Source organism: Haloarcula salinisoli, assembly GCF_019599405.1.
Taxonomy (GTDB): Archaea; Halobacteriota; Halobacteria; order Halobacteriales; family Haloarculaceae; genus Haloarcula; species Haloarcula salinisoli.
The window spans coordinates 26,447-38,956 of sequence record NZ_RKLQ01000006.1; the positions used below are offsets into that span (position 1 = coordinate 26,447).

12 protein-coding genes are annotated in these 12,510 nt (G+C 60.9%); 6 read left to right on the forward strand and 6 right to left on the reverse strand.

Annotated elements, in window-relative coordinates; translation table 11 throughout:
* The first annotated feature begins 258 nt into the window (after positions 1-258).
* From EGD98_RS19465 to EGD98_RS19480, 4 genes are all read left to right on the forward strand, one after another.
* The gene (locus EGD98_RS19465; protein WP_220590024.1) at positions 259-1,344 is read left to right on the forward strand and encodes a GNAT family N-acetyltransferase; all 1,086 of its coding nucleotides are present in this window, start codon (positions 259-261) and stop codon (positions 1,342-1,344) included.
* 5 nt (positions 1,345-1,349) lie between these two features.
* Positions 1,350-2,396 (forward strand): GNAT family N-acetyltransferase, encoded by a 1,047-nt coding sequence (locus EGD98_RS19470; RefSeq protein WP_220590025.1) that lies wholly within the window; start codon positions 1,350-1,352, stop codon positions 2,394-2,396.
* Positions 2,397-3,099: 703 nt separating this feature from the next.
* Positions 3,100-4,473: a nucleotide sugar dehydrogenase gene (locus EGD98_RS19475; RefSeq protein ID WP_220590026.1), complete on the forward strand. Its 1,374-nt coding sequence runs from the start codon at positions 3,100-3,102 to the stop codon at positions 4,471-4,473.
* Complete coding sequence (locus EGD98_RS19480) at positions 4,473-5,675, forward strand: glycosyltransferase family 2 protein (RefSeq protein WP_220590027.1); 1,203 nt, start codon at positions 4,473-4,475, stop codon at positions 5,673-5,675. The genes EGD98_RS19475 and EGD98_RS19480 overlap by 1 nt, the downstream gene beginning before the upstream one ends.
* A gap of 129 nt (positions 5,676-5,804) precedes the next feature.
* On the opposite strand, the gene EGD98_RS19485 is transcribed toward EGD98_RS19480, so the two are convergent.
* Both EGD98_RS19485 and EGD98_RS19490 read right to left on the reverse strand, forming a co-directional pair.
* On the reverse strand, positions 5,805-6,446 hold the full coding sequence (locus tag EGD98_RS19485) for an HVO_2922 family protein (protein WP_220590028.1): 642 nt from the start codon (positions 6,444-6,446) through the stop codon (positions 5,805-5,807).
* Positions 6,447-6,576: 130 nt separating this feature from the next.
* A complete protein-coding gene (locus EGD98_RS19490; RefSeq protein WP_220590029.1) occupies positions 6,577-7,416 on the reverse strand; it encodes an FkbM family methyltransferase in 840 nt (279 codons plus the stop codon).
* Between the two features lie 168 nt (positions 7,417-7,584).
* Between EGD98_RS19490 and EGD98_RS19495 the strand changes: the two genes are divergently transcribed.
* Positions 7,585-8,793: a carboxylate--amine ligase gene (locus tag EGD98_RS19495; RefSeq protein ID WP_220590030.1), complete on the forward strand. Its 1,209-nt coding sequence runs from the start codon at positions 7,585-7,587 to the stop codon at positions 8,791-8,793.
* A gap of 133 nt (positions 8,794-8,926) precedes the next feature.
* Here EGD98_RS19495 and EGD98_RS19500 read toward each other — a convergent pair whose 3' ends face one another.
* The gene (locus tag EGD98_RS19500; RefSeq protein ID WP_236039674.1) at positions 8,927-9,925 is read right to left on the reverse strand and encodes a glycosyltransferase family 4 protein; all 999 of its coding nucleotides are present in this window, start codon (positions 9,923-9,925) and stop codon (positions 8,927-8,929) included.
* Between the two features lie 340 nt (positions 9,926-10,265).
* Here EGD98_RS19500 and EGD98_RS19505 point away from each other — a divergent pair, with 340 nt between their 5' ends.
* A complete protein-coding gene (locus tag EGD98_RS19505) occupies positions 10,266-10,685 on the forward strand; it encodes a hypothetical protein (RefSeq protein ID WP_220590031.1) in 420 nt (139 codons plus the stop codon).
* Positions 10,686-10,690: 5 nt separating this feature from the next.
* Here EGD98_RS19505 and EGD98_RS19510 read toward each other — a convergent pair whose 3' ends face one another.
* From EGD98_RS19510 to EGD98_RS19520, 3 genes are all read right to left on the reverse strand, one after another.
* A complete protein-coding gene (locus EGD98_RS19510; RefSeq protein WP_220590032.1) occupies positions 10,691-10,918 on the reverse strand; it encodes a DUF6199 family natural product biosynthesis protein in 228 nt (75 codons plus the stop codon).
* On the reverse strand, positions 10,919-11,722 hold the full coding sequence (locus EGD98_RS19515; RefSeq protein ID WP_413229593.1) for a M48 family metallopeptidase: 804 nt from the start codon (positions 11,720-11,722) through the stop codon (positions 10,919-10,921). It abuts the gene before it with no gap.
* Between the two features lie 170 nt (positions 11,723-11,892).
* Complete coding sequence (locus tag EGD98_RS19520; RefSeq protein WP_220590034.1) at positions 11,893-12,387, reverse strand: hypothetical protein; 495 nt, start codon at positions 12,385-12,387, stop codon at positions 11,893-11,895.
* Between the last annotated feature and the right edge of the window lie 123 nt (positions 12,388-12,510).

The following is a 12,510-nucleotide window of genomic DNA, read 5'->3' on the forward strand; positions in this document are numbered from 1 at the left end:
CCCATTGCCATCGTGAGCGGAGTCGCCGAGGCGGGAGGTGACCAATGTTATGGACGATGAAATGAACTGGACAGAATTCGAGATGGAGATAATTTCTGTATACTAACTACCCGAACTCGCGTTGAGTCGAACCAATATGTCACCCGGCTTGTCGTCGGACCCGTGCCACAGACAACGGCAGGTACCGGCCCTGCGAGCGGAGAGAGAACCGACTGGTCGCATCTGGACAGGCGCTGTGTCACAGCGGGACGAACGGAGATGACGATGTTGGACGCCCCACAGGCTACCGAGCGATACACGGTCGGGACCTGTACCGACAGCGACGAGTGGAATCAGTTCGTGGAACACAACGACGGTCCGGCGTACAACCACTGGGCCTGGAGCGACGCGGTCGCCTCGTATGGACATCCCAGATGGCACCTCGTTGCTCGTGACAACGAGACGGACGAGATTGCGGCCGCGCTTCCGATATACCACGTCGAGAGTCGGCTGTTCGGTTCGAAGCTGCTGTCACCGGCCTTCGCCGAGCGGGGCGGGATAGTCATAGACGAGACCGCTCAGGCAGAGACCGCGAAACGACTCATCCTGGAGCAGACCAAACGGATGGCGGCGGAACTGGACGCCGAGTACGTCAGCCTGCGGGGCGCACAGGCCACCGACGCAGCTGATTTCAGCGTCAAGAACAGGTACGTCACCTTCCAGGTGTCGACCGACCAGGGGTCGGACGCGGTCTGGGACGACATACGGGACAGTCGACAGCGCCAGATACGGCAGGCCGACGACAACGACGCGTTGCAGTTCAAAGTCGCCGACTCGCTGGCGGACCTCGAGACGTACTATCAGCTCTATCTCGAGACGATGCATCGTCACGGGAGTCCCGCCCACTCCTTCGAGTTCTTCAGGACGCTCTGGGACCAGCTCCACGAGCCGGGGCATCTCCGTCTAAGCCTGATACTGCACGAGGGCTCGCCGATAAACGGGATGATAGACCTCTCGCTCGGGTCGACCGTCTATCAGTGGGGCGTCGTGAACGAGTACGAACATCGCGACCTGAACGGCGGGAGCCTCCTGCTGTGGAAATCGCTCGAACGCGCCGCCGAGGACGGGTTCGACACCTACGAGTTCGGTCGGACCCGGGAAGGGTCGGGGGTCTATCTGTTCAAGAAGAGTTTCGGGGGGACGAAGACCTGGTACGACGACGTTCACTACTTCCCGAACGGTGAGGTGGCGCTGCCCGACCCGGAGGCCGAAAAGTACGAGCGGGCAAAGGAGATCTGGAAACGACTGCCGCTGTCGGTCACTCGCATCGTGGGACCGCAGGTGCGCAAACAGCTGGGGATCTGACTCCCATGGAGATCCAGCACCTGTCGCTCGAGGAGTGGGAGGAGCTGCTTCCCAGCTCGGGGGTCGGCCCGTTCCACCAGCCGGAGGTACTTACGCTGATGGACGAGTACGAAGACGGCGACCTGCAGTTGCTCGGCGGGTTTCGCGGACAGCAACCGGTCGGCCTCTTCCCCGTGTTCGTCCGCACCAGGTATCCGCTGCGGTTCGTCGTGTCACCACCGCCAGGGCTGAGCATCCCCTGGCTCGGCCCTGTGTTGATGCCCACGAGCCCGAAACAGCGAAAACGGGAGCAGCTCAACAAGCGGTTCACCGAGGAAGCGCTCAAGGCGGTGGATGCGGGGGGCCTCCGCACGCTGTTTGGCTTCGTCGGCTCTCCGAAATACGGCGACCCGCGCCCGTATCTCTGGAACGACAAGAACGTGGACCCGCGGTTCAACTACGCGCTCGAACTGGGGGACCGGGAGCGCGAGTCGGTCCTGAAGTCGTTCAGTCGCGACCTGCGCCAGGAGATTCGCAAGCGCGAGGAGCTCGATATCTCCATCACTGTCGAAGGTCCGGCTGCTGCCGAGCGAATCTGTGGAGAGCTAAAAGAGCGCCACGCCGCACAGGGGCTGACCTATCCGACGCCGCGGGCGTTCACACGTGAGGTTGTCACGCGGCTCGAAGACCGGACGAGGGTGTACGTCGCCCGCGGCCCCGACGGTGAGTTCCTCAGCGGGGTCACCCTTCTGTTTTCCAACGGGGACGCGATGTTCTGGCAGGGCGGTATGAAAGCGAGCTACGGGGGTATCAGCGTCAATAGCCTCCTCCACTGGGAGATAATCACGGATATCCTCGAGAGCCCGGAGCTCGACAGCGTCGAGCGGTACCACCTCGGAAACGCCCTCAATCGCCGTATCTCCCGTTACAAGAGCAAGTTCAACGGCGAGCCTGTGGTCAACTACGAGGTCAAATCGAACCTGATGGTGGTGGCCAGAAAGGCACACACAGCCCGACAGGAGCTGGCTGGGAACGGGCTCCCCGATATCCGGGACTGGTCGTTATCAACGTAGTATCTATTTACTCCACCGCCACAGGCGATAACGACAATATACGACAGCCCACTCACGCCTCGACGGTCGACAGTCGAGGAGTACAGGAGTCTATCACTATGCATTTGGGACTGAACGGGGCAGTAGACTGGACCGGTACTCCCCGCTGGCAAAGATACGGGCCGCCAGTCGCTGTGGCCGCTGTGTCACCATCGAACACCCCCTGGACCGACAGAGTCGACGAACACGTGGCCGGACTCGCGTACCGGATTGGGCCGTGCTATGGTCGGAAGCTCCAGTCGTTCCTTGCAGCCGACGTATTCAATTGGCTAGTCCCTGCCACGGGAGTGCAAACGACCCGGAGAAAGTCCGACGTAGAACGCCAACGCCGTGGCGCTTCGAGGGTAAGTACCGCTAAACTACCAGATAAGTTATCCAGTTGTAGTTACTGTATGGAGAGAGGATATATCTCGAAACACCTAGCCATCTCAACCGGATTCAGGGCCGCACTGCAGCGTCGATGGACGAGTCACCAGCTACCCCCGAATCCCACCGAATATATGCCTAACGAACCATCGACCTAGCCGCCTGATTCACGACGGCTATGTAAGTTGTATTAAATTTTTAATAATATGGTTACGAGCGGCGGGAAGACACTATAATTGCACTATTTGTTGCAAAGCTATCTATAACTATTCATATCCCACTGGGGGTATTCGACACGATGGCCCATCTTAGCATCGTTGGAATGGGATACGTCGGTCTGCCCCTCGCGCTGGCTTTCGATGCCGAGGGCCACGACGTAGTCGGGTTTGACACTGACGCCCGGAAGGTAGCGCGCTTCCGGCGCGGCGAGGACCCGACAAGTGAGGTCGGTTCGGACGCCATCGACCGAAGCGATATCACCTTCACCACCAGCGAAAGCGAAATCGAATCGAGTGATTACTACGTTATCACCGTTCCGACCCCCATCGACGAGTCGGGGGCACCGGACCTGGCGTTCATCGAGGCCGCCGGTGAGACGGTGGGTGCCACCCTCTCCGACGGTTCGACAGTCGTCCTGGAGTCGACAGTGTATCCGGGTGCGACACGGGAGGTCCTCCTGCCGGTGCTGGAGGAGAAATCCGGAAAAACTGCCGGCACGGAGTTCTATCTGGGCTACTCCCCGGAGCGTCTCGTGCCCGGCAACGCAGCGAAGGGGCTATCGGATATCGTCAAGATAGTCAGCGGGCACGACGAGGTCGCCCTGGAACGGCTCCGTGCGCTCTACGGCGACGTCGTCGATGCGGGACTCCACCCTGCCCCGTCGATGGAAGTCGCAGAAGCAGCGAAGTGCCTCGAGAACACCCAGCGCGACTTGAACATCGCGCTGATGAACGAGTTCGCGTTCGGTTGCCGGCAACTCGACCATCCGATAGACGCTCGCGACGTAATCGACGCCGCCTCGACGAAGTGGAACTTCCACGAGTACCACCCCGGAACAGTCGGAGGCCACTGTATCCCGGTCGACCCGAACTATCTCATCTGGCAGTTCGAGCAGCACGGCTTCGACTCCGAGCTTATCCGGACTGCCCGGTCTGTAAACGACGAGTTCGCGACCCAGATGGCCACGGCCGCTATCGAGGCCCTCGGCGAGCGAGCGCAGACGCTAAATCGCGAGTACGAGACTATCAACGCCGATGGGGGGCAAGTACCGGACGGGAGCGGTCCAACCGCGGTGACAGTGCCACAGTTCCCGGACGACGGGCCACGACTGCTCGTCCTCGGATTCGCCTACAAACCAGGCACCACGGATGTTCGCTCACCAGTTCTCAGGGACGCTATCGAACAGTTACAGGAAGTCGTCGAGGTCGTGGGTGTCGACCCACATATCTCGAACGAAGCGGTTCGGAACGATTTTGATGTCCCTGTCCAGGAGAGCCTCTCAGTCGACGATTTCGATGGGTTACTGCTGTCCACGCCACACGACGCCTTCAGGTCGCTGGACCTCGGGGCGATTCGTGACAGGATGAACGAGCTCCCGGTGCTTGTCGACGTGACCGGGACCTACGACAGCGACGAGGCAGCCGAACACGGCTTCATCTACCGGGGCATCTGATGTACGAGGGCAAAACTGTCGGTGTGGTCATCCCGGCGTACAACGAAGAAGAGTTCATCGAGGCTGTCATCCGGGGGGTTCCCGAGTACGTCGACCGGATATACGCTGTCGACGACGCCTCGACCGACGCGACGTGGACGGAGATTCTGGCAGCACCGACGGCCGAGGACGGTCCAGGTCCGCGGTACGAACAGACTGACGGGGGCACTGATCGCGGGACGACCGGCAACGGGCTCACACCTACCCGGAGCAGTGACCGAACCGACCCGGACCAGCCCGACGGGACGGCCGACCTACAGGAGAGCTGGAGCGTCGAGTCGATGGCCGACAGCGAGACGCCAGTCCACAGGGCACTCGCCGAGCGAACCCAGGAGCTCCGGCGCCAGGGGCGAGTGGTCGCTATCCAGCACCGCTCGAATCAGGGCGCGGGCGGCGCAATCAAGACCGGCTACCTCGCGGCGCTCGTCGACGGCGTCGACGCCGTCGCGACTATCGACGGTGACGGACAGATGGACCCCGGCGTCCTCTCGGACCTCCTCGACCCGATTGTCGACGACGACATCGACTACACGAAGGGGAATCGGCTCTTGCACCGCGAGTACCGGAGCGAGATGCCGACACTCAGGCTCGTCGGTAACTTTATCCTGACCTTCCTGACGAAGATAGCGAGCGGGTACTGGCGTGTGATGGACCCACAGAACGGCTACACCGTCATCTCACGACAGGCCCTCGAAGCGGTCAGCGTGAGAGAGATGTACGAGGACTACGGCTACTGCAACGAGTTGCTCATCAAACTCAACGTCGCCGACACTCGTATCGCCGACGTGCCGACCGACGTGGAGTACTCGGACGAAGAGAGTCATATCCAGTACTCCTCGTACATTCCCCGGGTGTCGATGCTGTTGTTGCGGGGGTTCCTCTGGCGATTGAAGACCAAGTATCTCATCCTGGACTTTCACCCGCTGGTCTTCTTCTATTTCCTCGGTGCTGCCAGCAGTGGCGTCGGCGTTCTCAGTGGCCTCTACACCGTCTGGCAAAGCCTCGCCACGGGGTCGAGCTACCTCCTCGACGAGATAGTGTCACCCGTACTACTGGTGACCGGGCTGACCTTTCTCCTGGTCGCGATGGTCCTCGACAGGGCCGAAAACGACGCGCTGGTTCGGCCCCAGCAACTCGGTGCGAACAGCGCGCGAATGGAGTGACTCCGGGGAATCCGCCACCGATGACAGTTCTCGACCGAGGTGACGAGACCTGGCACGAATCCCCAGCCAGGTCCCGAGTCGTCACTCGCAACGGCGGTGGGTCATGCTGGCCGAGACGGTGTCGGGAACTTATCTGATGTCTGCGCCACGGACGTTCGTCTTGACACTCCGGAGCCCCTGTTTGGCTTTCTGCTTCGAGGAGTAGCCTTGCCCGCTGTCAGCGATTATCTCGCCGTTGTCGTGACGGAGTCGCCAGCGCCACTTCGCACCGCTGTCAGCGAACAGCTCGAAGGTACCCTTACTGGCGCCTTCGTCTTCCTCGGGCTGATCGTCTTTCGACGTGTCGAGGACGTGCGCGCCGGGGGCGTTCTTTCGGACGCTTTCGAGGCCCTGTTTGGCCTTCTGTTTCGAAGCGTACCCCTGACTGCTGTCGGCGATTATGTTGCCGTTATCGTGAACCAGACGCCAGCGCCACTCCTCGGCGTTGTCCTCGTAGAGGTCGAACGTCGCCTTGCTCGCGTTGGCGTCCGTGTCGATAATCCCCTCGTCGGCCGGCCACTCGACGTCGATTTCGAGGCTCACCATCTCGCCCTCCTGTTCGAGTTCGACCTCGAACTCCGGGTCGGCCGGCATCTCGACGGTCACTGTCTGTTCCTCGTCGGCCGGGACCGGCTCACCGCGGCTGAGTCTGCGGGCCAGTCGGCGGAAGTACGTCGCGAGGCCGCGACGGCTTCGTGTCTCCTCGGATTCGTATATAGTCTCTTCTGACATACAGAGTGGTAAACAGATGGCAAGCATAAAGTCCTACCCCAGGGCCCACGACTGTTTCGGGCAGATATCAGAGGCGATGACGCTCACCCACCGACGGTGTCGTATCGAAGGCGCAATGAGTGCAGTCCAGTCACCGTGTTGCTCTGATGAAGTAGATGTCAGCTCGGTAGTTCGTCGGACCCTGCAACTCCTCGATAGTAAACCCCGCCTCAACCAGACGAGTCTCGACATCATCAGCCGTATAGCCGTACCGCTGGCACTTGGACGTGTGAACCTCCAGGTAGACGACATCCACATCTGGAAGGGTCTCCCAGAGTCCGGTGAGTACCTGAAGCTCCACACCTTGCACGTCGATTTTCAGCACTGTCGGCGGTGATACTCCCTCCTGGACGAGGTCGTCTCCGCGTCGCGTTTCGACTGTTACGTCTGTGTCCGCTTCAGTTAGATAATGATGACCGGCACCGAACTCCCTGAATTCACTCGCTAACGAGGCGTTGCCAGAGTGGTCAGACAGGGCGTAGGGTGAAATCTGCCACCGTTCGTTTGCGGCGTTGTCCAGGAGGTTCTCCCTGAGCCGACGGCGGTTCATGGGTTCCGGCTCGAACCCGACGACCTGCCCCGTCGTCAACCGACGGGCGATAAGACAGCTGTACGTCCCGACGCAGGCGCCGACGTCCCAGACAACCTCGTCACCGTCGAGGTCCTCAAGCAGAGCAGCGAGAACGTGGCGTTCACCACCCAGCTGTGTCGAACGAACGAGTTCCGACCGCGTCGACACAGCGAACGTCGCGCTCGTGTCTCGTACCTGGACCTGTCGGTACTCACTAGTAGTAGACAGGCGCCACCTCCAGAATAGTCGACGCCACTTCCAGAGCGTTCGGAGAGTGGCCGACAGCAGAGGCGACCGGTCGATTACCTGCGAGCCGGCGTCGACAAGTTTACGTCGCATTGTAGCAGTTATGCCTTTCACGTCAGTCCACACCAAGACAGGAGTGTGTCTCGACCAGTTTTGTTACGGAGACGTTTCCACGAACGCGTCCACGCTCGGCCACATAATTTTGAAATATTCGATGTTTAGGGGTGGTCAATCTCGATAACTTATTGGTAACTTTGCTCCCATGTTGTCCACTGGTTCAGCATGAGCGTCTCAAGCGCGCCCAGGGAAGCTATCGTCGTTCCGGGGGCAAATTCGGGGTCCGCGCTGGAATGTATTCGGTCACTCGGCTCGCGTGGCATCCACACAATCGTCGCGGCCGAAGACCCGGCAATCGCACTGACCGCATCGCGACACTGTGGGGAGGTTGTCGAGGTACCGCCACCTCGGGACGATTATCTCGGATACAAAGATGCCCTCGTGTCGCTCGCGTCACGACCGGAGGTCAGGACCATTATCCCAACGCGTGAAGATGACATCTACGTTCTCTCGAAGTACAGAAACGAGTTCCGCCAGTATATCGCAACGCCATGGCCACAGTTCGACACGTTAGAAACGGTCCACGACGGATATCGGTTAGCAGAGTTCGTCTCCGATCTCGATATCCCGGTGCCGGAAACGCAGCTGTACGACGAGGTTGCCGATTGGAGTCAAGAGCGTATCATCAAGGCCCGGTATTCGGTTCTCACCGACGACCACGTCGACTCACTCGAGGCCGGCCGCCTCCATCCGGACCTCGGTCAAATGCACGTCTCTCCGGACACCGGCCCGGACCGGGACGAAGTCCGCCGTAGAATGAAGGGACACCTCCCAGTTGTACAGGAGTACATCCCCATCCGGTTCGAGTACTCGTTTCGCGCCCTCTACGACCAGGGTGAACCACTCGCGACGAGTGTCCGGCGCCAGACACGAGGGATGTCCTACGCAGGGGGGACGAGCGTCTATCGGGAACTCGTTGACGACCCGACGCTCGAAGCGTTCGGTCGCAGAATACTAGACGCACTCGATTGGCACGGCCTCGCGACTGTCCAGTTCATCGAGAGCGCCGAGACGGGCGAGTATATGTTCGGTGAGATCAATCCACGGACCTGGACGTCCATCCCCTGTGACGTGCGTGCTGGTGCCGATTATCCGTACTTCTACTGGTTGTTGGCCGGCGACAGAGCAGACGTTATCGACCCGTCCTACGAGAGTGGATATGCGACGCACCTCCTCTTCGGGGAGTTGCTGTATCTCAAGAGCGTCCTGTTCGACGAGTACCCGAACGCCTCCCGCCCGGCCTTCCACACCGCACTCTGGTCGGTCCTTTCGTCGCTCTACCACCATCCGAACTTCGACTTCCTGACTGTCGACGACCCGATGCCGTTCTTCCAGGGGGTGCGACATTCCATCAAAGACGCACTAGCCCAGTGAGAATTCCGCGCCTGGTTCGCAGTCGTCGGAGTCGTCACGACTGTCTCTGGAACCCCCAGCGGATTGGGTCGCGATACGTCGGTTTCGGGTGTCGGAGAATCTATACGTTCGGCCAGAGTCGCCAGTGGCCCGTCTATCGCCTACTGACTCCGGCCGTCTCCTCGAGCAACGATTCGTAGATGTCCAGGATACGTTCGCCCATCCGTTCTAATCGGACGCCCTCTACGTACTCTCTGCCGTCAGACCGCTCGCCCGAATCGAGCACCGAGCGGATGGCTTCGGCCAGCTGTGAGTCGTCTGAACACACGTGCGAATTAGACACTGGTCCCAGGCGCTCACGCACGTCACCGACGTCGGTGGAGACGACTGGCAGGTTACAGGCCATGGCTTCTTTGACCGTGTTCGGCGAGCCCTCACGCAGAGACGGGAGGAGCAAGACGTCCGCTGCGTTGTAATAGAGGGGCATCTCGTCGTGGTCAGCGTCGTAGACCTGTTGTAGCCGGACCGTCTCATCGAAGGACCTGTTCACTGTCTCGACAGTCCGTTTCGCGAGGGGGTATCGCTTTTTCTCGCGCTGTGGTGGATACGGAAAGAGCACGTGGCGGGCAGTGGTGTCCCAGCCGACCGCGTCTCTCGCCTCAGTGCTGTCGATAGGTCTGAATTTCGATACATCGACACCACTCGGGATGATCGTTGCGTCACACGGGAGTGCGTCTTTCATCTCCTGACTTCTGACGATGACGCGGTCGCTCTGTTCGGCACAGAATTTCGTAATTGCCGGTTGATATCCGCCCAGTCTGTCACCCAGCAAGTCGTCGCCCCAGAGGGTGAGTACCACCGGTCGCTGCGGTTGCAGTAAGCCCAGCGGTGCTACCAGCCCCGAGTTGACGTGGATGATATCGTACTCCGCCGTCAACGAGGAGCGCAGTACCTTCGAATACAACGAAGAGCCCCGAATCGCGTAGTACAGCGGGTTGTGTCCGGATATCACTCGTAACAGGCTTTCGTCGCGATGGGTCCCACGCATATCGTGGGAGTATCGAACGTCGCACTGGATGCCCAAATCCCGGATGATTCGCACTTGCTCGTGGAAAAACTCCATCCCCGAGCCCGTTATTTGCAACACTTTCATGCTTCTGGATTTATGTGTGACTCCGGCATAGTCGGTCGGCGGGGTTGTCCCGTGGTGCCTGCAACGAGGGAGTGCCCAGAGACCTGGAGACGCCTCGGACCGTGCTGTCACCGACTGTCGCTGTGTGGGTCATCATCTCCGTGGATAGTATATCTGTCAAGTGCAATTATATAGTAATGAATCTACATATTAGTCGTTTCTCGCCTATACCCGTATGAGCCAGCGCATACTTATTATCGAACTTCCCGTCCGATGGTCACACAACACGAGTACCACCAACCGCCTGCAGAACCAGGCCACACCCTTTACTTGTCCAGCCACCCAAGCGGTAGAAGAGTAGATGAACCCCACAGCGCCCACGTCGGCGAAGCCGGGTGACGAGCCGCCAGTCCCCTGTGATGCCTGCCGGAGTGCGCTCGCGTCGGTGTCACGGGACAGCGTCGCCTTCCTCCTGCTGGACCAGTTCACTCTCCCGGTTGTCGGCTGCAAGGACCACCTAGAGCAGTTCCGGACCATCTGTGGCTTCACGACGGACGGTCGGGCGGAACTGCTGACCCACCAGCCGGCCGGCGGCATCACCTGTCCCGCCTGTCGCCGCTCGTCACACGCGGCCGGCCACGCGATGGTACCGGTCGAGGGCGGCGCCGCGGTGTTGCTTGGCTGTCCTGACCACCAGTCGGAAATCGCCAGCCGGTACCAGGCCGGTCAGCGAACCCGACGACAGTTGACCGACGACTTCGACTCCTTTCGCTCGGTCTGACGGCCTCAGAGAGCGATGACCGCGGCCACGCCGAGACAGACGACGCCGAGCCCCCGCGTCGCCCAGACCCACCACTCGGAGACGGGGGCGTCGCTGCCGTATTCACCACGACGACGGCGCTGGCCCGTGCCACTTAGTACTGACAGTTTGAGCGCCGCGCGGGGTGCCACAAGCAGGAAGACCCCCAACAGGACGCCCAGTCCGACCGCGAGCCACTGTCGAACGTCGACCATCTACGAGCGGAGCCGCTCGATGCGTTTCTCCGTCGGCGGATGGGTCGAAACTATCTTCGAGAGGAAGCTGTCCGAATCCCCGAAGATACAGAGCGCGCTCACCTGACTGTCAACGGCGGACTCACGAGACCGCTGGTGCCCGCCGGATATCTTCTCTAAGGCGCGGGCGAGCGGGTCGCCACCGCCGATGGCCTCCTTGGCGTCGGCGTCGGCGACGTACTCCCGGTACCGCGAGATGGCGAGCACGAACAGCATCACGAAGAACTGGACGATGTTCCCGACGATGATGGCCAGGAAGAAGTCGGCGATGTCGTTGTCACCGGTGGCGAAGACGACCATCTGGGCGGCGATACCGACGATGGAGGCGATGCCCTGGCCGATGACCATCGTGACCACGTCGCGGTTGGCGATGTGGGCCAGTTCGTGTGCGAGGACGCCCTCGAGTTCGTCGTCGTCGAGGAGCGCCATCAGTTCCGTGGAGACGACGACGACACCGGCGCCCTTGCGACCGACGGCGAAGGCGTTCGGCACGCCCATCCGGGCCACTTTCAGTTTCGGCTTCTCGATGCCCATATCACGGGAGAGCTGGCGCACCTGCTGATGAATCTGGGGGTACTGGTCCTCAGAGAGGTCCTCGGCCCCCACGCTTCGCAGCGCCGCCCACTTGCCGACCTTGTACTGAAACCCAACCAGCAGCACACTTCCAGCGATTGCTATCGGCCAGATAGACGTACCGTACGCGACCATCGCGAACGCGACGACCACGAGGTAGAACCCTGCGAGGATGGCGCCGACGACTGCCATCCGTATCTTCAGGCCAATGTGTTTCATATGGGGAGTAGTTGGAAACTGAGACATATAAACCCGTTCGAACAGGATGAACTGAAACCTTGGCCCAGCGACCGCTCCGGGCGTACGCGACTGTGAGGACGTCTACGGGCCGGCAGCACCGCCCGCTGGACGTGAGTGGCGTCTCAGTCGTCGGCAGTCGGAACGGTCTCGGGTGCAGGTTCCTCGTCGCCGACAGCGTCCATACCGACGGTGTCCGCGTAGTAGACGGCGAGGGTGGCGGCCGCTGAGAGTGACAGGGACTGGGCAATGGCCGTCTCACTGTCCGGACCCTCACCGGGGTGGTGGCCGACACCGAGCCCTTCGGAGCGCAGCTCCCGGTGTGTGAGCGACGTGAGACGCCGTTCTCGACACGCGGCTGTGAGGATACCGGGCTCGGGATAGGTGGTGGTGACCGTGTAGCCGTGGAAGACCCGGTCCGCCGAGATAATGGCCCGGACCGCTATCTCGTGGGTCGCCCCGTCACCGCCGGCCGTCAGCACGAGTTCCGGGAGCGAATCGAATCGGTGCGTGACCTCCGGCAGCGTGGGATACGTAATCTCTAGGTCCCACGCGGAGGGGATGTTACCGATGACGTCGAGGAGAATGCGCTGGTCGGTGGTTGGTGTATTGTCTGTCATAAGGACAGCAGCCTGAGGCTCTGTACCGGTCAAAGAGTGACCGGTGAATCTAAACATTTCGAAGTCCGCGCAGAGACGACACATCCGTCCCACCGTCGGCCCTCGGCGGCGTCGGCTATTCGC